The sequence below is a fragment of the Ancylomarina subtilis genome (assembly GCF_004217115.1).
GTDB classification, from domain to species: domain Bacteria; phylum Bacteroidota; class Bacteroidia; order Bacteroidales; family Marinifilaceae; genus Ancylomarina; species Ancylomarina subtilis.
In genome coordinates this window covers 570,881-595,719 of sequence record NZ_SHKN01000001.1, presented here as the reverse complement: position 1 = coordinate 595,719, position 24,839 = coordinate 570,881, and the positions used below count along the sequence as shown (strand labels likewise).

Below are 24,839 nucleotides of genomic sequence, written 5' to 3'. Positions count from 1 at the left end.
TATTATGAATAGAATTATAATGTTTTACTCAATTGTTTTCGATTAAAATTAAATTAACAATTTAATTGTTCTATTAATCCTTCTGTTTCAGACGCTTGATCATTTGATAAATTTAGAGCCGTTTCGATTACAGCCAGATGAGAATAGGCCTGAGGGAAATTACCCAATAAGCGTTTTGATGCAAAATCAATATCTTCAGAGAACAAACCCAGATGATTGGAATAACTCATCAGAATTTCAAATTTTTCCTTAGCTTCTTCTTTTCTTCCGATCTTGAATAGACTGTTTATCAGCCAAAACGAACAAATGGTAAATGCCGATTTGGGCGTTCCAAAATCATCATGGTTTTTGTAGCGAAACATTAAGCCATCATGTTCCAGTTCCTTTTGAATAGTGAGAACAGTAGAAACATATTTCTCATCAGAAGCTTCAATAAAACCATAACTTTCCATTAACAAAACTGAGGCATCCAAGTCATCCGACCCATAATGCTGTGTAAAAGCCTTTATTTTTTCATTCCATGCATTTTTCATGATATCCTTTTTCACAGCTTCGCGAAACGGAATCCATTTGCTCACATAGTAGTCCGCATTTAGGAGTTTCGCAATTTTTACAGCCCGATCGAAAGCCACCCAGCACATAACCTTACTAAAGGTAAAATGAAGGCTCTTACCCCGAATTTCCCAGATTCCTTTATCGGGTTTACGCCAGTTTTCTTCCACCACATTCACAATACTTCTCACAATGGTGCAAAGCTCTTCGGTGTGTTCTAAGGAATTCTCAAACAATTCGAATTGTTGATGAATCAAATCCAATAAAATACCATATATGTCGTTTTGTTTTTGTTTGTAGGCTGCATTTCCAACGCGTACTGGTTTCGAACCTTCAAAACCAGACAAATGGCCTAATTCATATTCCGGCAGAACCTTCTCACCATTGATTCCATACATAATCTGGACTTTCTCCCTTTTCTCAGGAATAATATCCATAATGAAATCCAGATAGCTTTTAGCCACTTTGTAATGTCCCAATTGTGTCAGTATTTTCACGACCATGGAACCATCCCGTATCCAACAAAAACGATAATCCCAATTGCGAACTTCCCCAATGGTTTCGGGTAAAGATGTGGTCAATGCAGCTAATACAGCACCCGATTTCTGAAAATTTAGCAGTTTTAAAATCAATGCAGAACGATTGATTTCATTTCTATATTTAGGATGCGCCTTTGTCTTTTCAGACCAATTGAGCCAATAGGTTTTAGTTCTTTGTAAGTTCAGATAAATTCGTTCATCCGTTTGTCTTAAAAGTTTTTGATTATAGGTTACAAGACAAAACTCATGTTTCTCTAACCGGATAATATCCTGATTTAAAATCGAGTTGCAATCAAAACTTGAGTACAGATAGAGGGAATCATATGTTCCGGATGTCGTCTTCGATTTAATGAAATTAAACTGTGCATGTTTGCTTTTAGTATGATTACGTGCATAATCCAATTTCGGATTATAGAGGATACGAAAGGTTGGTTTCCCTTTTATGTGTTTAAAATAGCGAACCAGATCAGGCGGTGCATAATAGTCATTATTCTCTGTAATATATCGAGGCATGAAATCCACTAGTTCAAAAATCCCATCTTCACAAATAAAACGCGTATGCAGAATATTGGTGTTTTTTTTATAATACTGTACACTGCGAGTTAATTTTTCAGGGATAACTTCAAAACTGCCCCCTTTTTCCTTATCCAGAATTTTAGCAAAAGCTGAAGAAGAGTCGAATTTAGGTAAGCATAACCAGTCTAAAGATCCTGTTTCAGATATCAGTGCCGCTGACCGGCAATTCCCAATAACGCCGTAATTTAAATTTTCCATAAAAAAAGATTACTTTAGTATACATACACAATACAAATCTCAAAATAGGGATTTTTCATGAGAAATAAATTCATTATTAGATAAATATAAGTTTGATTTTATGAATAGAATTCACATAGTTTCCAATAGGCTTCCAGTTAGTATAAACGTAAATGATGACCAAATAGAACTGATTCCAAGCGTTGGTGGCTTGGCTACAGGCATGCGATCAGTCTATAAAGAATATAACGGAAAGTGGATCGGCTGGCCGGGTTTAGCCAGTGATGACATAGATGACAAACTGGTTGGTAGAATTGAAGAAAAATTACTTGAAGAAGATTGTATTTCAGTTCATCTCTCTAAAAAAGAGATTGATTTGTATTACGATGGCTTTAGTAACCGAACAATTTGGCCCTTATTCCACTATTTCGCCCAATATATCGATTACGATCCAGAGCTCTGGGAGGCCTTTGTGGGGGTGAATCAGAAATTTGCAGATAAAGCTCTCGAAACCTTAGAAGAAGGAGATACCATTTGGATACACGATTACCAACTATTATTGGTTCCGGAGATGATTAAATCGAAGAAACCCAATATCACAGTTGGTTTCTTTCTACACATTCCTTTTCCATCATTCGAAGTTCTACGCATTCTGCCTTGGAGAAAAGAATTGATTCAAGGCATGCTGGGGGCTGATTTAATCGGTTTTCATACCTATGACTATCAACGACATTTTTTCAGTTCTGTCCGTCGTTTAATGGGTTACGAAATCTCGTTTAATCAGATTCAAATTGAAGATCGGATTATTATTGTTGATGCTTTTCCTATGGGGATAGATTACGATAAATTTAAGAATGCTGCAACTGGAATTTTCCAAAAACCTCTTCAGGAAAAATCGAAACTTCATCGTGAACTTGAAAAATATTTTCTTCTGTCGCCTGATCGAAAGTTGATACTTTCTATCGATAGGTTGGACTATTCAAAGGGGATCCCTAACCGATTAAGAGCCTTTGCCAAGTTTTTGGAAGAATACCCTGAGTTTGTTGGAAAGGTGACTCTGATAATGCTTGCCGTACCGTCTCGTGGCACAGTGGAACACTATGTCAATTTGAAGAAAGAAGTTGAAGAGTTGGTTGGGAATGTGAATGGCCAATTTGGGAATATAAATTACACTCCGGTTTGGTATTTTTACCGATCGATGCCTTTTGAGAATTTAATCGAATTATACAGCTCTTGTGACGTCGCTCTGGTTACACCCGTTCGCGATGGAATGAACTTGGTTGCCAAAGAATATGTGGCATCCCGGACCAACCGTACTGGTGTGATTATACTCAGTGAAATGGCTGGTGTGGCAAAAGAAATGGGAGAGGCTTTGATTATCAATCCGAATAATATCAGTGAGATAGCTGAAAGTATAAAACAGGCACTGACAATGCCTCTTGACGAACAACGTGAACGTATGATTTTCCTTCAGGACAGAATCAAACGCTACGATGTGTTTAAGTGGGCTAGTGAATTTGTAAAATCACTCTCTAAGGTGGAGAGAATTCAAAATTCAATGCATGCCAAGCGCGTTAATGCCAACATAATGGATAAGATTCGCTCGGATTATCAAAATTCTAAAATGCGAGCCATCTTTTTAGACTATGATGGGACACTAACAGGTTTTAGGAGAAATCCGAATGAAGCCAAACCCAACGAAGAACTGCACCAATTATTATATCAGTTGGAAGAGGACCCTCGCAACGTTATTACCATTATTAGCGGACGTGACCGAGCCAGTTTGGAATCCTGGTTTGACGGACATAAAATCAACTTAATTGTCGAGCATGGAGTCTGGAGTAAAAAGTTGGACCGAGACTGGAAAATGCTCTCGAATGTGACGGACAATTGGAAATCGAGCATCAAACCTATACTTGAAACATTTGTTGACAGAACACCAGGCACCTTTATTGAAGAGAAAAATTATTCTTTGGTTTGGCATTTTAGAAAAGCCGAACCCGAACAAGCCGACTTAAGAGCCAATGAATTAAAAGATGAATTGACAACCATGATTGCCAATCACAATCTTGAGATATTAGAAGGGAATAAGGTTATTGAGGTGAAAACCGGTGGAATAAACAAAGGAATCGCCGCCTTACAATTTATTAAGAACAAGCCCTTTGATTTTATTTTTGCTGTAGGAGATGACTGGACAGATGAGTATATGTTCAGAGAACTTCCCGATACTGCACATACCATTAAAGTGGGCTTAAAACACACTGCTGCCAAGTATAAAGTTGAATCGGTAAGTGCCGTTCGAACCCTATTGACAGAATTAATTAAATAATAAAATAAGCGCGGCAAAGTAACTTTGTTGCGCTTGTTTTACTGATTATCTGATATTTCTGAATTATTTGATTTGTCTAGCATATCAAATTTTGCTTTACGTTCAGCCCAACGTTCCCGTGCGTATTGTTGCATATCGATGATTTTATCCTTTTCATCGAGAATCTCAATTCCGAGTAGGGTTTCTATAATATCTTCCATGGTCACTATCCCATCCATACCACCATATTCATCAACGACTAAGGCGATGTGTTCTTTCTTTTTAAGAAGTTGATCCCAGACTTTTAAAAGTGTTTGAAATTCGTGAGTAATGACGATTTCTCTACTAATATCTTTAAGTCTTAATTTTTCTTTCTTCTCAGCAAGTTTTTCGAATACAGTTTGGCGAAAAACATAAGCTCTTACATTCTCAATATTTTCGGAATAAATTGGAATACGCGAATAATAACGAAATTCCTTTTTTGTAAGAAATTCTTCCAAGGACATATTTTCATCTGCGGCCACAACCACAACCCTTGGCGTCATAATTTCGGTCACCTTAATTGACCGAAGTCGGATTAAATTTTGGATGACTTTATTTTCACGTTCTTTAAAAACACCTTCTTCAGTTCCAATATCGGCCATAACTGATATTTCTTCACGACTTACGGATGGGTCCTTTAAATCTGCTGAAAATAGTTTGGTAATATATCCAGACATGATAACTAAAGGGTAGCTTATAATTACCATGAAATTTATAATGAGACCAGATGTTAAAGCCAAACTTCTCCAATAACTTGCTCCAATAGTCTTGGGTATGATTTCCGAAAATATTAAAATTAGAAACGTAAGCACGGCTGAAATAAGTCCAAAATATACTTCTCCAAATATTTTGGTTGCTTCGGCTCCAACACCTGCTGCGCCAATAGTGTGTGCTATGGTATTTAATGAAAGAATAGCTGAAAGAGGTCTATCAATATGGTTTTTCAGTTTTATAAACACACGAGATGATTTAAGTCCTTCTTTTTCCTTTACCAATAGAAATGACATGGGAGTGGAGAGAAGAACCGATTCCATAATAGAACAGAGAAAAGAGATAAAAAGGGCTAAGCAGAGATAGAATAAAAGAAGCAGCATATTTGTTAATAATTATCGATATATCAAAGTTTTCTATATAGAAAGATAGTCTTTTATAAAGATAAATAAGAATTCATATAAGTCATCACGAATAGAATGAAAAAGTCCCTCTAAAACAAAAGCTTTAGAGGGACTTCAAGTATCTATATTAGATCGGACTATTTATACATTTCTTCGCGAAGGGCTTTGATTTTTTCGCTCGATACATATTCGTCGTATTCCATTAGTTTATCGATGGTTCCGTTTGGCGTTAACTCTATAATACGTGTACTAACCGTCTGAATGAACTCGTGGTCATGAGATGACATTAATACGGTACCTCCAAAATTAATCAAGGCATTATTAAATGACTGGATGGATTCCAAATCCAAGTGGTTGGTTGGTGTATCCAAAATCAATAAATTGGCATTGTTTAGCATCATTTTGGACACCATACAACGTACCTTTTCACCCCCTGAAAGAACATTGGCTTTTTTAAAGATATCCTCGCCCGAGAATAACATCTTACCCAAATAACCTCTTAAGAAGATCTCTGAAGTATCAGGAGAGTATTGAGCTAACCAATCACGAAGTGAAATATCCTCTTGGAAGAATGAATTGTGATCAACTGGCAGATATGCAGACGTAATGGTTACGCCCCATTCGAATGATCCCGAGTCAGCTTTTTCTTCGTTGTTGATAATATTAAATAAGGAGGTCATGGCGCGTGGGTCACGTGACAGGAAAATCACTTTTTCTCCCTTTTCAATTGTGAATTCCACATTCTTAAACAAAACATCCCCTTCAATTTGCTTGCTTAAACCTGTACAAGAGAAAATTTTATCACCTGCTTCACGCTCTTGCTGAAAAATAATACCCGGATAACGACGTGTTGAAGGCTGAATATCTTCAATATTCAATTTCTCAAGCATCTTCTTACGTGAAGTTGTTTGCTTGGATTTTGCCACATTGGCAGAAAAGCGAGAAATAAATTCCTGAAGCTCTTTTTTCTTCTCCTCAGCCTTTTTATTTTGGTTTGCTTGCTGACGTGCAGCTAACTGAGATGACTCATACCAGAACGTATAGTTTCCAGAGAACATCTTCACCTTACCAAAGTCAATATCTACAATATCAGTACAAACAGAATCCAGGAAGTGACGGTCGTGAGAGACTACAATAACTGTATTGTTAAAGTTGGCCAAATAGTTTTCCAACCACATAACCGTTTCAAGGTCAAGATCATTGGTTGGCTCATCCAGAAGGAGGTTATCAGGACTCCCAAACAGGGCTTGTGCCAAAAGAACACGAACCTTTTCTTTACCACTTAGCTCAGACATCATTTTGTAATGAAGGGCTTCTTTAATCCCTAAACCACTCAAAAGTTCTGCGGCATCACTTTCGGCATTCCAACCACCCATTTCGGCAAATTCTTCCTCAAGTTCAGAAGCTTTAATCCCATCTGCCTCAGAAAAGTCAGGCTTGGCATACAGCTCGTTTTTTTCCTGCATGATTGCCCAAAGCTCCGAATGGCCAGCCACAACAGCATCAAGAACGGTGAATTCATCGAATTCGAAGTGATCTTGCTTTAGTACAGCCAGACGTTCACCAGGTTCCATAGCAACACGACCCGTAGTTGAATCTAGGTCGCCAGAAAGAATTTTTAAGAAAGTTGATTTACCGGCACCATTGGCACCTATGATACCGTAACAATTCCCGGGTGTAAACTTTAAGTTAACATCCTGAAAAAGTGTACGTTTACCAAACTGAATAGATAGATTTGAAACTGAAATCATTTAAACGCGAATCTTTTAATTTATGCCTCTGCATTATATCTAGGACAAGTAGAGAGACAATTAAAAATAAATATGTCAATACATAAAAACCAATGTATTGTTTGTGAAAAAAAAATGCCTTTCATCTTTAAAATCACCTCTTTACAGAAATGTTTGAAAGCTTCATATAAGGACCATTTTCGGTTTGCGAAATTAATAATAATAGATTAGAATACAGCACATATGAAAAAGAAAATTGAAATGAGAATTAGAGATAAAATTAAGTATTTCAATATTGGTCCAAAAAGGCTTGTTTCTAATGAACTAGAGAATTTATAGGCATATGTTCAAAACGAAAAGCATTATTTTATTTAAAATATCCTATATTTGTTGGTCAATTTTTGAGAAATCAAAAGTCTGTTCTGATCAGTAATATTTAACTTATAATATAGTTGATCAATGAATTAAATTGAATTATTTTTAATTATTAAGACGTATTCATCATGAAATTGATGATATTTATTATTTGGGTATTTCTAACTCTAACGGATAAAATGAAGTCGTCTTATATCTTAAAATATTGAAAAATGAAGTTATTAGAAGGAAAAACAGCGATTATTACCGGAGCGTCTCGCGGTATTGGTAAAGCAGTTGCAATTGAATTTGCAAAGCAGGGTGCAAATGTAGCATTCACCGATTTATTTTATAATGAAGCAGCTCAGGAAACTGAAAAAGAAATCGCTTCATATGGTGTTAAGGCTAAAGGATACGCTTCAGATGCAAGTAATTTTGCTGATACAGATAAAGTTGTAGCTGAGATTGTAAAGGAATTTGGTGCTGTAGATATTTTAGTTAACAATGCAGGTATTACTAAGGATACATTGTTGATGAGAATGACTGAAGAGCAGTGGGATATGGTTATTAACGTAAATCTTAAGTCTGTATTCAACTTTACAAAAGCTGTTCAGCGTACTATGTTAAAGCAACGTAGCGGATCTATTATCAACATGAGTTCTGTTGTCGGGGTTAGCGGAAATGCTGGTCAGGCTAACTATTCAGCATCTAAAGCTGGTATCATTGGTTTTACCAAATCTGTAGCGAAAGAGCTAGGTTCTCGTGGAATCCGTTCTAATGCAATTGCTCCAGGTTTCATCATCACTGAGATGACCGGACAACTTCCTGAAGACGTTGTGAAAGAGTGGGCTGCTAAAATTCCTTTGAAAAGAGGGGGTACACCAGAGGAAATTGCAAAAACTTGTGTTTACTTAGGTTCAGATCTTTCTGCTTATGTTACAGGTCAAACCATCCACGTTTGTGGTGGTATGAACATGTAAATCTAACGATAGACAAACATATTGAAGAGGATTGTCGTTTGGCAATCCTTTTTTTATGAACTTGCCTTTCTAATTTAAAGGATAAACTAGATCAAATGAAAAACTATATCTACGAGTTAAAATTAAAAGTTCGCGATTATGAATGTGATTTGCAGGGTGTTGTAAACAATTCAGTCTATCAGAACTATCTTGAACATGCCCGTCATGAATTCTTAGAATCAGCAGGTAACAATTTTAAAGTTTTGCATGATCAAGGTTTAGATGCCATGGTGGCACGAGTTGAGATCGACTTTAAAATCTCATTGAGTTCGGGAGATGAATTTGTTGTGAAATTGAATATCGATAGAGATGGTCCAAAGCTGATTTTCCATGAAGATATTTATCGTTTATCAGACAATAAACTTTGCGCCAAGGGGAAGGTATTTACGATTTGTTTAAAAAATGGAAGACTGACCAAAGGGGAGATCTTTGATGAGATTTTCGCTGACCACCTAAACTAAAATGTCATTCATTTTTGAATAAAAGCATAATGAGCACTGCGATTACCATTCTTTCCTGGAATGGTAATTTTCTTTTAACCAAAATCTGTTCATTCTCTTATTAAATGATTTTCAAGGACCTTCTTTTAGATTAAGCGGACACATTAAAAATACGAATTAAGATCACGCTTATCTTCTAATTTAATATCTATATTTGTTCAAACTACCGAGTCTTATTAAGACTCGATAAAAATAAAATTGTTTTTACCATACAAATTAGATTAAATTTTAGATGAAGAAATTAAAAGTAAATTCAGATATATCCTATTTCAGGAAATGGACCCGCAAATCGTATTCGATATTTAAAAGTCTCAATAAACAGTGTGCAATTTCATCTCTACTGGTTGCTTACAGCCTTGTCACAGTTCCTTATGAAAGTTTTGCTCAGGCAGATACGATCATTGTAAATAACAATAAAAAGCTCGATGAAGTTGTCGTTAGTGCGCAACGGGCAAGTGTGACCTATTCGCAGATGGCTCGAGTCGTTACCATCATGGATAAAAAAGCAATTGAGGCTGCTCCGGTTCAAAGTTTGCAAGACTTATTGGAGTATGTTTTAAATGTGGATGTGCGCCAAAGGGGAAATCATGGCGTGCAAGCCGATGTCAGCATTCGGGGGGGGAATTTCGATCAGACCATGATTTTGCTCAATGGCGTGAATATTACCGATCCTCAAACAGGGCACTTAAGCATGAATCTTCCCGTTGATATTGAGAGTATCGAAAGGGTAGAAGTGCTTCAGGGACCAGGAGCCCGGGTTTATGGTCCCAATGCTTTTAGTGGAGCCATCAATTTTATAACAGGAACTGAAAATAAGAATAAGCTAAAAGCAAATATCTCAGCTGGTGAAAATGGTTTTTATTCCGGATCTGCCAATACGACCATCATTAGCGGGAAATTGAAATCCTACCTGGCTTTGGCTCATAAATCAAGCGATGGCTATATTGAGAATACAGACTTCAGAAATACCAATGCGTTCTATCAGGGAAAGCTCTCAACTGAAGTCGGACAATTGGATCTCCAATTGGGATATAATGAAAAGGCTTATGGTGCTAATTCATTCTACACGCCCAAATTTCCTAATCAATTTGAAGAAAATAAAACCTCTTTTGCCAGCTTACGTTTGACCACAAATGGTAAAGTAAAGATGACGCCCAATATTTATTGGAGACGTAGTCAGGACAGGTTTGAGTTATTCCGAAACAATCCGGCTTCCTGGTATACAAATCACAACTATCATCTGACGGATGTATACGGATCGAGTATGAATTTTGCTTTCTCATCGAGTTTGGGAAAAACTGCAGCCGGTGTTGAATTCAGATCTGAAAATGTCTGGAGTAATGTGCTGGGTGAATTGATGGAAAAATCGATGAAGGTGCCTGGTGAGTCAGGGGCTTTCTTTACTAAAAGTCACACCCGAACCAATTTAAGCTACTTTTTAGAACACAATGTTTTTCTTGATAAATTTACATTTACAGCTGGCGTATTGGCCAATTGGAATTCGGATTTAGATAGAAGTTTCAGCTTCTATCCAGGCTTGGATATGAGTTATCAGATCACGGGAAATACCAAATTCTATGCTTCTGTAAATAAGTCATTACGCATGCCAACTTTTACCGATTTGTATTATGTGGGCCCAAGCAATATCGGAAATACTAATTTGGAGCCTGAAGAAGCTACAACTTACGAATCAGGTCTAAAGTTTAATACCAACTGGCTTAAAGCTCATGCCGGCATCTTCAGAAGAGAGGGAAAGAACATGATTGATTGGGTAAAAGCCAAATCCGAAGACAAGTGGCAAGCTCAAAATATTACTGACTTGAACACCTGGGGAATTGAGTTTTCTTCAAATATCAATATGAGGTATCTGGTTGATTCAGATTTTTTCATAAAGTCTATTGCGATCAAATATGCATACATGGAAATGGATAAATCAAGTGACGAATTTATCTCAAACTATGTATTAGACCAACTCAATCATAAGCTAAACATATCTTTGAATCACAAGATATATAAATCTTTGGGGGCGTCATGGCAATTTGCCTGGCAGGACAGAAATGGATCATATACCTGGTATAATAAAAATGATTTAAGTCAATTCGAAGAGCGATCGTATCGTCCATTTTGGTTGGTCGATACCAAGTTATACTGGCAAAAGCCAAGCTATACTGTCTATATAGAAGCAAGTAATTTATTAGATCACGATTATTTCGATATGGGGAATATTACACAACCCGGACGTTGGATTCGTGCAGGAGTAAAATTAAATCTAGCTTTGTAAGCATACAAATTGAAAATTTTCAGAAAAGGCCGCCTTGTGCGGCCTTTTATTTTGCTCATTTCCAAATCTTTGATTATATTGAAGACAGAAAACCACCATATTGTCTGTTAAAACCACCATTTGGGCACTATTCATTGCCGTATGAATATTTTAAACCAAAACTAAGCCCATGTTTGATCTTGATAAATGGCAAGAAATCTACGAAACCATTCGCAAAAATAAGCTTCGTACCATACTGACCGGCTTTAGTGTGTCGTGGGGTATTTTTATGCTCATCATTTTGTTGGGATCAGGGAATGGTCTCCAAAATGGAGTCTTAAACCAATTTAAGGCTGATGCCGAAAACAGCCTTTGGCTCTACAGTGGACAAACCAGTATGGCCTTTGCTGGCATGCAACCTGGAAGACGCATCCAATTTACCAATGAGGATTATTCCAGAACGAAAGAATCGGGCTTGGATGTGGATAAAATCAGTTCCCGATTTACTATCCGAGGCGACAACTTAATTTCTTACAAAACAGAATATGTCAATTACACGATTGTTGCTGTCCATCCGGATACCGAAACGCTGGAGAATACAACAAGTCTGAAAGGGCGATTCTTAAATGAAATCGATATTAAGGACTATCGAAAGGTTGTTGCTATCTCAACGGTTGTAGAAGATGCTTTGTTCAAGAAGGAGGAACCCGTTGGCAAATATATCAAAATCAACAATATCCCTTTTTTGGTTATCGGAACATTTACAGATCATTCTGAGAGGGATTTGCAGCGGGTGTATATCCCTGTTTCAACTGCCCAACGGGTTTTCGATGGAGCGAACCGCATTTCCAATATGTCCTTTACTACCAATACCCATAATATTGAAGAGTTGAAACAGATGGAAAAGCAATTGAAGCGTACGTTTGCTGCGCGACATAAATTCAACCCAGAAGACAAGCGAGCCATGTTCATCAATAATAATATGGAAAATTATCAGCGAACCATGGCTTTGTTTGCCGGAATACGGATGTTCGTTTGGATTATTGGCCTGGGAACCATTATTGCCGGAATTGTGGGTGTCAGTAATATCATGATTATTGTCGTTAGGGAACGAACTCGTGAAATTGGTATCCGAAAAGCACTGGGAGCAACTCCATTATCAATAGTTTCATTGGTTTTAACAGAGTCTATACTAATTACTTCAGTTGCCGGTTATGTTGGTTTGGCTATGGGAGTCATTCTTCTTGAAATACTTGCCCCACATACTCAAATTGAATTCTTTATGAATCCTTCTGTGGATTTACGGGTCGCATTCAGCGCGACCGTTTTACTGGTTTTATCCGGAGCGATTGCCGGATTTTTTCCAGCACGAAAAGCAGCTTCCATTCTTCCAATTGAGGCACTTTCTGAAGAATAAATCTTAAAAGAATCTATTAATAAGATGGTAATGATTCACACATAAATTAAATAAGATGTTCGATAAAGATAGGTGGACAGAAGTCTATATGGCGCTTAAAAGTAATAAGATGCGAACTTTCCTAACCGCATTTGGTGTGTTTTGGGGAATATTTATGCTGATAATCATGCTTGGATCAGGCAAGGGGCTTGAAAATGGGGTGTATTATGGCATGGGAGATTTTGCCACAAATTCCGTTTTCGTTTGGGCACAACCCACCAGCAAGGCCTATAAAGGATTTAAACAAGGGCGTCGTTATAATTTTACCAATGAGGATACGCAGGCGCTATTGGATAATATCCCTGAAATCAAGCTTCTGGCTCCACGTATTGAGGCCAGAGGTGGTAATGCCAACAATAATGTGGTTCGCGGTCTTAAAACGGGTGCTTTCAGCATATTGGGTGATGTGCCAGACGTAAATAAGATTGATCCCTTAAATATGACTTCCGGACGTTTTTTAAATGAAATCGACTTACAAAAGAACAGAAAGGTCGCTGTAATTGGTAAACGTGTGCATGAGGTGCTTTTTAAAGATGATGAAGAAGCCGTTGGTGACTACATCAAGATTAATGGGATCTTTTTTCAAGTGGTTGGGGTATTTCATTCCATGCATTCTCAGGGATGGGGTGAATGGCAGGATCAATGTGTTTTCATTCCTTTTACTACGCTTCAAAAAACATACAATTATGGGAATCGGGTTGGACATTATTCCATCACCTCCAAGGATAATTATACGGCCAGTTATGTGGAAGGTAAAGTAAAGGATCTATTAAAACGCCGTCATAAAATACACCCTGATGATGACAGGGCTATTGGGAGTCATAATGTTGAGCAGGAATTTATTAAGATTAATAAACTTTTTTTAGGTATTTCAGGTTTAATTTGGATTGTTGGTATTGGTACGTTACTAGCTGGAATTATTGGTGTCAGTAATATCATGTTGTTCATCGTGAAAAAAAGAACCAAGGAGATTGGTATTCAGCGGGCGATTGGTGCTTCGCCATCCATGATTATCAGTTCTGTTATTACTGAATCTGTTGTGTTAACGTCTATAGCGGGTTGGGTTGGCTTAACAATTGGCGTTGTTTTGCTAGAGTTATTGAGTTTTGCTATTGAGAAAAGTGGAGGAGATCAACCCATGTTCACACATCCCGAAGTGAATTTCAATTTGGCCATGCTTGCCTTGGGCATCCTGATCTTATCAGGTATTATTGCAGGAATTATCCCAGCCAAGCGTGCTGTTTCAATCAAACCCATTGATGCTATCCGAGATGAATAACCCGTAATCGTTGAATAAATCTATTGAAAGTGTAAAAACGGAATTCGTTTCTACACTTTTTATTTTTCAATATCCCTCAACATTTATTAGCCTTTAATATTTTATTCCATTCTATGGTTGTTAAAATAAAAAAGAGGACATATTCGATTCCAAAAATCTAAAAGTAAAGCAATAGGGACGAAAGTCATCTTTTCAACTTATCGAGAATCACCTAATTCCTCATTTTCCAAACAAAAGGCTTAGAATACATATTTTAAAAGGCATTTCTTCTACTTCACCGCCTGTATTGGTCATTGAAATTGCATGCAAATCCACCTGTATTTATTGATTTTCAATTTTTTAATGGCGAAATAAGGGGCCTTAAACCGATCTGAGATTTACATATTTAACTCTCGGTGTATTATCCTACATGTATTTTACAATTGTCATTGAGTTTTAAGGTGAATAGGGGAGTTAGACCCGAGTTTCAAAATTTACAAAGTCACATCTTTGAAGAAAAAAAGTTAAAAATGATTGTTACATAAGTGAACTGGGTTATTGTAAACCCATAAAGGTTGAATTTACAAACATGAACTTTAATGTGGATTGCAATATGTAACTTAAACTACATAAGGCAACAATTGTAACACGCTAAAAATTCAGTTATGGAACATGATATTAATGATGCATGTATAGCTAATATTCTATATGACTATGATCATAAAACCAAGTTTTTACAAGCTTTATATAAAGTAATTCTTTAAGATTAAAGTAACATATGTCACATATCCGTTGAATACTGTGCAATGCATAAGCTTTTAAATATTAGTATTCCATCATAATCAATTACTTATATATAATCATACGTAATTTACTTTAAATCTTATAAATACAGTTGTAATATGGGTTTACATAGTCGGATTATACTTTAAATTGACACCTAATTAACTAATTAATGAGATAATTACACTCTGTTATTAGAAGATTAATATTGCAGGCCTGGCAGACTGGTCATTTGTAAACTAATTACACTTTAACGCTAATAGGCCTCTGTTTGAATACATTCAAATGCAGATATACTTATTGACTGTTTAATGAGTAACATTTGTAATAAATATCTACTTTCATAGGGATTACTTTTGTGTACAAAAGTAATTGCTTTTTGTGAATCCTAAATTTTGATAATTGTTAATTTTAAATTACATTTGTGCAGTTGACAGAATTAACACTTGTAACAATTTCAAAAAATCAGAAAATATCATCCCTTTTTGACCTAAATCGCATAAGCATGAAAGATAGAATCATTCAATTACTCAATAGTGAAGGCCTAAGTGCTTCGAAATTTGCTGATATTATTGGTGTTCAGCGCTCTAGCATGTCTCATATCTTATCCGGCCGTAATAATCCGAGTTTGGACTTTATACAAAAGATCATGCGTTCTTTTCCTCATGTTAGCGGAGATTGGTTAATATCTGGCAGCGGAGAAATGAGTAAAAAATCAGACTCAGGCAGTCTTTTTCAGGAGATAATTAAGGACGATGAGCCTGAACCCTATCAGTCTGCACAGCCGCCCAGATTAAAAAAAGAAGTATCAGAGACAGCAAAACCCCAAAGTGAGCCGCTACCTAACCTGGATATGTCTGCCTTTTTATCGGACAAAAAAATTGAAAAAGTTGTGGTCTTTTACAGCGATAAGACTTTTAAAGAATACAATCCAGCCTAAATGTAGCCGTAATAAGCCGTTTGAACCGCTCTAAAGCCTTAGATTCCCTTCTATGGCTTTTTTTATTTCATTAATTCTGTATTCTTGTTTTGAATGACTTTAAAGTCTCTTGGGAAGTTCATTTCCCTTTGAGCAAGCGAATATTTCGCTTATCTTTGAACTCGATTTACTATTAAACAGCATTTGAAGCCCACAAAGCTCTGATGCTTCCATTTTATACCCATAAAAAAAGTATGAAGAAACTAATCCAGGACTTTGAACTTGTTAAGTACGAAGAGCTTAATTGTGAGCATTTTGTGCTTGATGTCAAAGCCTATGAAGCTTTGCCTGAGATTCTGCCAGGCCAGTTTGTTAATGTGAGAGTTGACAATAACAATGCGGTTTTCTTACGCCGCCCTCTTTCAATACACAATGTGGATTACGACAGAAATGTTATTCAACTCTTTGTTAAACGTATTGGTGAAGGCACCAAGTCTTTAGGAGAGCTTAAGATTGGCGATAAACTGAATATTGTTTATCCTTTAGGCAATTCTTATACCATCCCTAAAAACTCTAAAACTCTGCTTATTGGTGGAGGTTGTGGGGTCGCTCCATTATTATATTTATCTAAATTTCTACATGAAGCCGGCAACGAGGTAACCACTATTTTGGGTGTTCGTTCCTCTTATGATGCCGTTGGTTTAGAGGCCTATAAGCCCTATGGACGTATTTTGATAACCACTGAGGACGGTTCTCAAGGTGAAAAGGGCTATCCCACTCAACACTCTGTATTGGAGAATGAGAGCTTCGATTACAGCTTTACATGTGGTCCGGAACCCATGATGAAGGCCGTAGCAGCTTATGCTGAGTCAAAAGGTATTCCATGTGAGGTTTCTCTTGAAAACACGATGGCATGTGGCTTTGGAGCTTGTTTGTGCTGTGTGACAGACACAAAAAAAGGTAATAAATGTGTATGTACTGAGGGCCCTGTCTTCAATATAAAAGACTTAAAATGGTAAATTTAGAAGTAAAACTTAAGGATCTGGTTTTAAAGAACCCGGTCATGACAGCATCAGGTACCTTCGGCTTTGGTGAAGAGTTCGCTGATTTTATCGATTTAAGCGATTTAGGGGGTATTTTAGTAAAAGGAACCACCAGACATCACCGAGAAGGCAATCCCTATCCCAGAATGGCTGAAACGCCTTCAGGTATGTTAAATGCTGTGGGACTACAGAATAAGGGGGTTGAAAACTTCTGCCAGGACATTTATCCACGCATTAAAGACTACCAGACCAATGTAATGGTTAATGTTTCAGGTTCAATGATTCAGGATTACGTGGAAACAGCTGCTATGATCAATGATTTGGAGCATATTCCAGGTATTGAGCTTAATATTTCCTGTCCCAACGTCAAAGAAGGCGGTATGGCCTTTGGAACCTCCTGTGCATCGGCTGAAGAGGTTGTTCGCGAGGTCCGTAAAGTGTATAAAAAACATTTAATGGTGAAACTATCACCCAATGTAACTGATATTACGGCCATCGCTAAGGCAGTTGAAGGACAAGGGGCTGATTCAGTATCCTTAATCAATACTTTATTGGGTATGGCAATAGACGCTGAAACCCGTAAACCTCTCTTATCAACAGTAACGGGTGGTCTTTCTGGGCCTTGTGTGAAGCCTGTTGCCCTTAGAATGGTGTGGCAGGTTGCTCAGGCGGTTAAGATTCCTGTTGTTGGCTTAGGGGGTATTATGAATGCTAAGGATGCGATTGAGTTCATTCTTGCCGGTGCAACGGCCATTCAAATTGGTACAGCCAACTTTATCGACCCTCAGGTGAGTGTGAAGATTGTGGAAGGGATAAAAGAGTATATGATACGTCATCAGGTGAGTGATATCAATGATTTAATTGGTGCTATCAATCTGAAATAAAGCAATTTGTGTAATTGGAGATTTATTTCTTTAATGAAAAATTAAATTAAAGAAATAATTCTCTAATAGGTTAAAGGTAGGTTTACGGATGTGATTACAGCTGTAAACCTATTGTTTTTATTGGCTTTATTCACTTAATTTGAATCGTCTAATTCATAAGACAATCTAAATTAAATACGACTCATATTCAATATGTTACACGGACATGGCGATGACGCCTATCTCTATACACATCCTATTAAAGCCAATTTCTCGACGAATATCTGGTATGGCGGCAAATCTGAGGAACTAAAAGCCTTTATTCAAGCCAATTGGGATAAGATACATGCTTACCCCGAACCTGCAGCAGAAAGCCTTTGCGATTTAATTGCTCAGGATTTGGCTATTAAGCCCGATCAGGTCTTGGCCAGCAACGGGGCAACTGAAGCCTTTTACTTGATTGCACAGGCCTTTCATTCAAAGAGTTCGACCATTATCATCCCTACTTTTGCTGAGTATGAGGATGCTTGTTTGGTCAATAAACATCAGCTTAAATACCTTAATTGGGCAGAGCTAGAAGCTACCACCCTCTTTGCAGAAGGTTTGGTTTGGCTTTGCAATCCCAATAATCCTGATGGTCGCGTTGTTGAGAAGACTTTCCTAAAATCTCTTCTTACAAACAACCCTAAGAGCACTTTTGTGGTGGATGAAGCCTACATCGACTTTACTGATGCAATTTCATCTGCAATCGATTTGATTGATGAATACCAAAATCTGATTTTGGTGAAGTCATTGACTAAAAATTTCTCGATACCCGGCCTGAGATTGGGCTATTTGATCTCGAACAAGGATATGGTACAGAATATTCGATTTTTCAAGCCTCCCTGGACGGTAAATTCCATAGCAATTGAGGCTGGAAAGTACATTTTGCAAAGGAAACAGTCTTTTCTGCCTCCTGTAAAACAATACAAATCAGATCAAAAGAAATTTTCGGAAAAACTGGCTCAAATTCCAGGTCTTAAAATATGGCCTTCAAAAACGTCCTATTTTTTAATCGAACTAGAGAAATCCAGTGCTTCGGAGCTAAAAAACGACTTAATTACGGAATTTGGCTTGCTGATTCGTGATGCAAGTAACTTTAGAGGACTAAGTGACCGATTTATTCGCGTCGCAACCTTATCCGAAGACAAAAACCAACTTTTAATAGACGCACTGACTCAATGGAGCAAATCGAACTCATAATACTACCTCTTATTATCGGTTATATCCTGGATCTCATATTGGGAGATCCTCGAAACTTACCTCACCCCATCGTGGGTTTTGGCAATATGATCAGTCTGGGGACTGAAAAACTCAATCATGGCAATCATCGTCTTATAAAAGGCGCATTTATGAGCCTGAGTTTAATCCTACTGATCTATTCATCCTTTTATTTCCTATCCATACTACTATTAGGCTGGGAGAAGTGGGCATTTATTGCCTTCACCTCTGTTTTTGTCTTTTACGGACTGGCCAATCGCAGCCTTTTGCAGGAAGGTTACGAGGTTTTCAAAGAGCTTGAAGAGAAAGGTCTGGAGGCTGGACGACAACGCCTGTCATGGATTGTTGGTCGTGATACCAAAGGTCTTAGCGAACAGGAAATCCGTCTGGCTGTATTCGAAACCCTGTCAGAAAACCTCTCGGATGGTGTGGTGGCACCTCTCTTTTATTACGCTGTGGGTGGCTTACCGGCTATGATGGCCTATAAGATGATCAACACACTGGACTCCATGATTGGTTATAAGAATGAAAAATACCTCTACTTTGGTCGGGTTGCGGCTCGTATCGATGATGCTGCTAACTTTATACCTGCCCGTATCACAGCCTTTCTGATGGTGCTTGTGAGTCTGAGTTACAGAGGTTTTGTCTTCATCTTCCGATATGGTCGCTCACACACCAGCCCCAATGCGGGTTATCCTGAATCAGCTCTTGCAGGTATTTTGAATTGCCGTTTTGGTGGTGCCCATGATTATGGCGGAAAGCTGGTTGAGAAACCCTATATTGGTGAAATAGATCGAAAGATTGAGAACAAAGAAATCAAACGCATTGCCTATATCAACCATGCGGTTTGTTTGGTGACAATTGTATTGATCTCCGCTTTTTATCTAGGCATTAATCTGCTAGTCAAATAGATTGATTAGCTTTAAGATTATAAATCATTTGCTTCTCTTTACAGACTAGCAACTCAAGTATAATATCATGATTCATCTTATTACAGGTGGTCAACGTTGTGGAAAAAGCGAGTACGCGGAGCAACTGACCCTCGAACAATCAAATAAGCCCATCTACCTGGCAACATCTCGTGTTTGGGACGATGGTCATCGTGCACGCATTGAGGCACACAAAGCACGTCGTGGTGAGCAGTGGGAAAACATTGAAGAAGAAAAGGCTCTGGATTCTCATGACTTTACAGGAAGAATGGTTCTTCTAGACTGTATCACTCTTTGGTTAACCAATATCTTCTTTGATAATGGTGAGCAGGACGATAAAAGCCTGGAAGAAGCTAAAGCAATTTTAGATCAAATTCTTTCTCAGGATTGCGATTGGATTATTGTCAGTAATGAAGTCGGTCTGGGTGGGCATCCGGGTAATGAAGTGGCCATGAGATTCAATGATTTACAGGGCCGAATCAATCAATATATTGCAAAAAAAGCCGATCGTGTAAGCCTGGTGATATCGGGTATTCCTTTGGAAATAAAATCTCCCAATAAAAAAGAAAGCTTTTAGAAAAATATGCCAATACAACATAAAGATAAACTTTTCGCAAGATCAAGCCATTTATTATCTTTATCAGCTGACAACATAACCAACTAACAAAGCTTAAACAAAAATGACCAAACTAAAAATCAATCTTTTACTGATTGTCTGCATGAGCTTCTGCCTATTAAGTGCTTGCAAACGTGTTGAAAAACAAAATCAATCACAAGAAACCATACGCGTGGGTGTTTTCGATAAAAATGGAGACAGTCCCTGGTGTATTACCGATGCTCTGGAAGCTTTACGCATTGATCCCAATATGAAAGCCGAAGTGGTTCGTGCTTCTCAAATTATGTCGGGTGAACTCGATGCCTTCGATGCTATTGTATTCCCAGGTGGAAGCGGACGTGGCGAGACCCAGAGTTTGGGTGAAACGGGTATGGAAAAACTGGTGAAAATGGTGAAAGAACAAGGCAAAGCTGTTGTGGGTATTTGCGCTGGAGCTTATATCATGACCGAAACACCTGATTATCCTAGCTTAGCATTAAATGGATGCGAAGCGATTGACATTGAACACGATCATCGTGGACATGGTTTATCAAAATTCTCGTTGACCAAAGAAGGGAAAGAGATCTTCCCTGAGCTGAAAGATAGAAAAATCTCTTTTTGTCAGTATTACGAAGGTCCTGTTTTGGTTCCTGCCAAATCGGGTGCTAAATTTATGGAACTGGCGACTATGCTTAGCGATGTGCATACCGTTGAAGGCACGCCTGCTAATATGACCAACAATCGCCCATTTGTTGTGGCTGCTGAAGTTGAAAAAGGTAGAGTGGCTTCATTTGTAGGTCACCCGGAATGCACACCAGGTATGCGTTGGATGTTGCCTCGTATGGTGCGTTGGACCTGCAATAAGGAATTGATTGCTTATCCTGAGAATGTGGTTCGTCCGGATTTCTTTAAGAATGAAATTATCTATACCGATGATATCAACGATTTGCAGACGAAATACCACAATCAATTAAGTGGTAGCAAAGCTGAGAAATTGGAAGGTATCGAGAAAGTAATCGAACTAGCTTGCTGGTCGTCAAAGAAATGGATTCCAGGCATGCTTCGAGATAAGGATGCCATGGTAAGAGTGAAAGCTTCCTGGGCACTGATTCAATTGGAAAGAACGGATGCCATTCCCGATTTGGAAGCAGCTGTAATGACTGAAAAAGATACCAAAATAAAAAGTCAATTGAAAAAGAATTTAAAAGCACTGAAAGGTCTTTTAGGCTCAAAAAGCTAGCGAATAGCATACTATGAAAAATACAAAGCGGTCATCTCTACGGAAATGATCGCTTTTGTATTCTCTGGACCGTCGTACTCTAAATATTAACAAGCTGTATATGTCATGTTCTGATTCGTTTTCAGGATTTATTGATCCCAATTTTTAAAATATAAAAGTGATAATCTTAGCTTTACAATTTAGATATCGAACATTGGCACTTCCATAAGCAAGACCTTCGACTTGGCTCCAAATTTAATATCAACCTGTTGAGTTTCGGATATACCAAGCCCATCTCTCTTTGTCAATTTAAAATCTTTGATAGAAATATCGCCTTCAATCACAAAAACATACAAGCCATTGCCAGCATCCTTAAAGGTATAAGTTTCATCTGTTTGCTGATCAAATACACCTAGGTGAAACCAGGCATTCTGATGAATCCAGACACCTGCACCATCGGCATTAGGTGAAAGGATTTGTTTCAACCCATTTTGTGATTCAATATCTTTTATTGAAATCTGATCGTAACGAGGTTCAACTCCCTTTTTGTTGGGAAAAATCCAAATCTGAAGTAAATTGACTTCTTTATCCTTATTGGGGTTAAATTCAGAATGAAGCACCCCAGTACCAGCACTCATCACCTGAATATCACCCGCTTTAATTACAGCAGAATTCCCCATATTATCCTTGTGTTCCAATGCACCGGTAAGTGGAATGGTGATAATCTCCATATCACTATGAGGATGCATACCAAAACCTTTCCCCGCAGCTATTCGGTCATCATTCAAAACCCTTAACATACCAAAATGCATGCGATCGGTATGGTAATAATCGGCAAAACTAAAGGTATGGTAAGCATTCAACCAGCCATGATTGGCATGTCCCCTGGTGTTGGCTTTGTGTAAAACAGTTTTCATTGTAGTTCCTCCAAATTGAAAGTTGATATATAATAGGTTCTTCTATCTAAGTTACATTTTTTTTGATTTAGAATTAAAAACATATTCTCAAGCATCTAAATTTCAGTGTTAATTTCCTAACGAAACTTAGCTTTTTGTGTAAATTGCAAGCCTTACAAAACACACTAAACCTATGCAAGAATTTAAAATAGAAAGTCTATCTACTGACCTAGATGAAAACATATTAAACAAGACCAATAATAAAACCAAACCTTTAGGTTCTTTGGGGATTTTAGAGCGTATTGCTTGTAAAATAGCAAAAATACAAGGCAGTCTGAGCCCTGAAATAAAAGAGCCAACAGTAGTCGTCTTTGCTGGTGACCACGGAATTGCGGATGATGGGGTGAGTTTTTATCCCAAATCGGTGAGTTATCAAATGCTCTACAATTATATGCAAGGTGGCGCAGCTATCAATGTCTTTTCGCGTCAGCATGGCATCATTTTTAAGGTAGTTGATGCGGGAGTTGATCATGATTTCGAACCCGAATTGAATATCATCAACCGCAAAGTGGCTTACGGAACTAAAAACTATCGCTTTGAGTCCGCCATGATCAAAGAACAATGCCTTGAGGCTATCGAAAAAGGGGCTGGTATTATTGAAGATTGTCATAACGAAGGCTGTAATTTTATTGCTTTTGGTGAGAAAGGGATTGGTAATACCTCTTCGGCAGCTCTTATCCTAAGCCTCTTGGCCAATATTCCCCTTGAGGATTGTGTGGGACGTGGTACTGGACTCGATCAGGCTGGTGTAAAGAGTAAATATGAGCTTTTAAACGAAGGCCTATCAAAATTCACAGGTAATACTACTGATCCTCTGGAGGTGATGACTTACTTTGGGGGCTTTGAAATTGCCATGATTATGGGAGGAATGCTAAAGGCAGCAGAATTAAAAATGACCCTATTGATTGATGGATTTATCATCACATCTGCACTCTTGGCAGCATCTAAAATCAACCCGAAAGTTTTGGAATACTGTCTGTATGCCCACAAATCGAATGAAAAAGCACACATCAGCATGCTCAATCATTTGGGTGCTGAGCCTATTATGGATATCGGCATGCGATTGGGAGAAGGCACGGGCGCGATGGTTTGTTACCCACTTGTGAAATCAGCAGTACAATACTTTAACGAAATGGCCTCTTTTGAAGAAGCTGGTGTTAGCGAAGCTGTAGAAGAGGCGGCTGCCTTATAAGATTAAGGGATAAAGTAAATAAAGGTAAAAAAATGGCCTTGTTGCTAAGTCCACTTTTAAAGCAAAATAACTACCTTAGAGATTGACTTAAGCCAATATTCACTCAAAAAAAATCGAATTATGATTCAATATAATATAGAAGCTCTTAACACAGAGAAAGCTGAAGCTCTTCAGCAAAAAATTGATTTAAAAACAAAACCTCTAGGCTCATTAGGCAAGTTGGAAGAAATGGCCAAACACATTGGTTGCATTCAAAACACATTAAGCCCGGCTCTAAAAAAACCAGTGATTATGGTTTTTGCTGCCGATCACGGTATCGCTCTTGATGGGGTGAGTCCTTATCCACAGGAGGTGACCTGGCAAATGGTTGCCAATTTTATGAATGGTGGTGCAGCCATTAATGTTTTTGCCAAACAACACGACATTGACATTCGTATTATTGATGCAGGTGTAAACTACGATTTTGACAAGAGTTCAGGTGTTTTAAATGCCAAGATCGCTTATGGAACAAAGTCCTACCTTAACGAACCTGCGATGAGTACTGAGGAGTTCGAAAAAGCCATGAAACGAGGTGGCGATTTAGTTGAACGTATTCATTCTGAAGGGTCTAATATTATTGGTTTTGGAGAAATGGGAATAGCGAACACATCCTCTGCAGCTGTTATTCTACATCTTCTTAGTAATATTGAGCTAAGTGCCTGTGTTGGTCGCGGTACCGGATGGGATGATGAAGGGCTTCAACGCAAATATGAAATTCTGGGGCGTGCCCTTTCAAAATATAGAGGAAACAATTCTGCAGAAGAAGTGCTGACTTACTTTGGCGGCTTCGAAATTGTGATGATAGCAGGCGCCATGCTTAAGGCTGCTGAACTTAAAATGTGCATCATGGTGGATGGCTTCATTATTACTTCGGCTCTTTTAGCGGCTTCTAAAATGAACCCTAATGTTTTGGATTATTGTATTTTCACGCATAAGTCACAAGAAAAAGGGCATCAGTTAATGCTCGATCAGCTTAAGGCAAAGCCCTTATTGGATATGGGTATGCGTTTGGGCGAGGGCACTGGTGCTGCCGTTGCTTTTCCTTTAATTCAATCGGCAGTCAATTTCCTAAACGAAATGGCAAGTTTCGACGAAGCTGGTGTTAGTAATGCCGACTAATTAATTTACAATGAGTGATTAACAATTAGTTAGGAG

The 24,839-nt window shown here is 38.0% G+C and carries 19 protein-coding genes; 15 read left to right on the top strand and 4 right to left on the bottom strand.

What is annotated here, in order from left to right; translation table 11 throughout:
* Nucleotides 1-53 precede the first annotated feature (53 nt).
* Entirely contained in the window at nucleotides 54-1,865 is a 1,812-nt protein-coding gene (locus EV201_RS02470; protein ID WP_130305818.1) for a glycoside hydrolase family 15 protein, read from the bottom strand.
* A 100-nt stretch (nucleotides 1,866-1,965) separates the two neighbouring features.
* Between EV201_RS02470 and EV201_RS02465 the strand changes: the two genes are divergently transcribed.
* Nucleotides 1,966-4,173 carry a bifunctional alpha,alpha-trehalose-phosphate synthase (UDP-forming)/trehalose-phosphatase gene (locus EV201_RS02465; protein WP_130305817.1) on the top strand — a complete coding sequence of 736 codons (2,208 nt, stop codon included), beginning with the start codon at nucleotides 1,966-1,968 and terminating at the stop codon, nucleotides 4,171-4,173.
* A gap of 38 nt (nucleotides 4,174-4,211) precedes the next feature.
* On the opposite strand, the gene EV201_RS02460 is transcribed toward EV201_RS02465, so the two are convergent.
* A complete protein-coding gene (locus EV201_RS02460; RefSeq protein WP_130305816.1) occupies nucleotides 4,212-5,288 on the bottom strand; it encodes a CNNM domain-containing protein in 1,077 nt (358 codons plus the stop codon).
* 158 nt (nucleotides 5,289-5,446) lie between these two features.
* On the bottom strand, nucleotides 5,447-7,060 hold the full coding sequence (locus EV201_RS02455) for an ABC-F family ATP-binding cassette domain-containing protein (RefSeq protein WP_130305815.1): 1,614 nt from the start codon (nucleotides 7,058-7,060) through the stop codon (nucleotides 5,447-5,449).
* Between the two features lie 566 nt (nucleotides 7,061-7,626).
* On the opposite strand from EV201_RS02455, the gene fabG reads away from it, so the two are divergent.
* The 12 genes from fabG to EV201_RS02395 all read left to right on the top strand — a co-directional run bounded on the left by fabG (nucleotide 7,627) and on the right by EV201_RS02395 (nucleotide 21,518).
* Entirely contained in the window at nucleotides 7,627-8,373 is a 747-nt protein-coding gene (gene fabG, locus EV201_RS02450; RefSeq protein WP_130305814.1) for a 3-oxoacyl-[acyl-carrier-protein] reductase, read from the top strand.
* 95 nt (nucleotides 8,374-8,468) lie between these two features.
* On the top strand, nucleotides 8,469-8,873 hold the full coding sequence (locus EV201_RS02445; RefSeq protein ID WP_130305813.1) for an acyl-CoA thioesterase: 405 nt from the start codon (nucleotides 8,469-8,471) through the stop codon (nucleotides 8,871-8,873).
* A 271-nt stretch (nucleotides 8,874-9,144) separates the two neighbouring features.
* Nucleotides 9,145-11,193 (top strand): TonB-dependent receptor plug domain-containing protein, encoded by a 2,049-nt coding sequence (locus EV201_RS02440; protein ID WP_130305812.1) that lies wholly within the window; start codon nucleotides 9,145-9,147, stop codon nucleotides 11,191-11,193.
* A 169-nt stretch (nucleotides 11,194-11,362) separates the two neighbouring features.
* Nucleotides 11,363-12,589 carry an ABC transporter permease gene (locus EV201_RS02435; RefSeq protein WP_130305811.1) on the top strand — a complete coding sequence of 409 codons (1,227 nt, stop codon included), beginning with the start codon at nucleotides 11,363-11,365 and terminating at the stop codon, nucleotides 12,587-12,589.
* Nucleotides 12,590-12,644: 55 nt separating this feature from the next.
* The gene (locus EV201_RS02430; protein ID WP_130305810.1) at nucleotides 12,645-13,907 is read left to right on the top strand and encodes an ABC transporter permease; all 1,263 of its coding nucleotides are present in this window, start codon (nucleotides 12,645-12,647) and stop codon (nucleotides 13,905-13,907) included.
* 1,267 nt (nucleotides 13,908-15,174) lie between these two features.
* A complete protein-coding gene (locus EV201_RS02425; protein WP_130305809.1) occupies nucleotides 15,175-15,609 on the top strand; it encodes a helix-turn-helix domain-containing protein in 435 nt (144 codons plus the stop codon).
* A gap of 233 nt (nucleotides 15,610-15,842) precedes the next feature.
* On the top strand, nucleotides 15,843-16,607 hold the full coding sequence (locus EV201_RS02420; protein ID WP_130305808.1) for a dihydroorotate dehydrogenase electron transfer subunit: 765 nt from the start codon (nucleotides 15,843-15,845) through the stop codon (nucleotides 16,605-16,607).
* Nucleotides 16,601-17,515, top strand: coding sequence for a dihydroorotate dehydrogenase (locus tag EV201_RS02415; RefSeq protein WP_130305807.1), 915 nt, complete (start codon nucleotides 16,601-16,603; stop codon nucleotides 17,513-17,515). The genes EV201_RS02420 and EV201_RS02415 overlap by 7 nt, the downstream gene beginning before the upstream one ends.
* Before the next feature lie 192 nt (nucleotides 17,516-17,707).
* The gene (locus tag EV201_RS02410) at nucleotides 17,708-18,736 is read left to right on the top strand and encodes a pyridoxal phosphate-dependent aminotransferase (RefSeq protein WP_130305806.1); all 1,029 of its coding nucleotides are present in this window, start codon (nucleotides 17,708-17,710) and stop codon (nucleotides 18,734-18,736) included.
* Complete coding sequence (gene cbiB, locus EV201_RS02405) at nucleotides 18,715-19,665, top strand: adenosylcobinamide-phosphate synthase CbiB (protein ID WP_130305805.1); 951 nt, start codon at nucleotides 18,715-18,717, stop codon at nucleotides 19,663-19,665. Before EV201_RS02410 ends, cbiB begins: the two co-directional genes overlap by 22 nt.
* Before the next feature lie 67 nt (nucleotides 19,666-19,732).
* Nucleotides 19,733-20,260, top strand: coding sequence for a bifunctional adenosylcobinamide kinase/adenosylcobinamide-phosphate guanylyltransferase (cobU, locus tag EV201_RS02400; RefSeq protein WP_130305804.1), 528 nt, complete (start codon nucleotides 19,733-19,735; stop codon nucleotides 20,258-20,260).
* A gap of 103 nt (nucleotides 20,261-20,363) precedes the next feature.
* The gene (locus EV201_RS02395; protein ID WP_130305803.1) at nucleotides 20,364-21,518 is read left to right on the top strand and encodes a BPL-N domain-containing protein; all 1,155 of its coding nucleotides are present in this window, start codon (nucleotides 20,364-20,366) and stop codon (nucleotides 21,516-21,518) included.
* A 179-nt stretch (nucleotides 21,519-21,697) separates the two neighbouring features.
* On the opposite strand, the gene EV201_RS02390 is transcribed toward EV201_RS02395, so the two are convergent.
* Nucleotides 21,698-22,414 carry a pirin family protein gene (locus tag EV201_RS02390; protein ID WP_130305802.1) on the bottom strand — a complete coding sequence of 239 codons (717 nt, stop codon included), beginning with the start codon at nucleotides 22,412-22,414 and terminating at the stop codon, nucleotides 21,698-21,700.
* 172 nt (nucleotides 22,415-22,586) lie between these two features.
* On the opposite strand from EV201_RS02390, the gene cobT (EV201_RS02385) reads away from it, so the two are divergent.
* Both cobT (EV201_RS02385) and cobT (EV201_RS02380) read left to right on the top strand, forming a co-directional pair.
* On the top strand, nucleotides 22,587-23,645 hold the full coding sequence (cobT, locus tag EV201_RS02385; RefSeq protein ID WP_130305801.1) for a nicotinate-nucleotide--dimethylbenzimidazole phosphoribosyltransferase: 1,059 nt from the start codon (nucleotides 22,587-22,589) through the stop codon (nucleotides 23,643-23,645).
* 120 nt (nucleotides 23,646-23,765) lie between these two features.
* Nucleotides 23,766-24,803 (top strand): nicotinate-nucleotide--dimethylbenzimidazole phosphoribosyltransferase, encoded by a 1,038-nt coding sequence (cobT, locus tag EV201_RS02380; protein ID WP_130305800.1) that lies wholly within the window; start codon nucleotides 23,766-23,768, stop codon nucleotides 24,801-24,803.
* Nucleotides 24,804-24,839 lie beyond the last annotated feature (36 nt).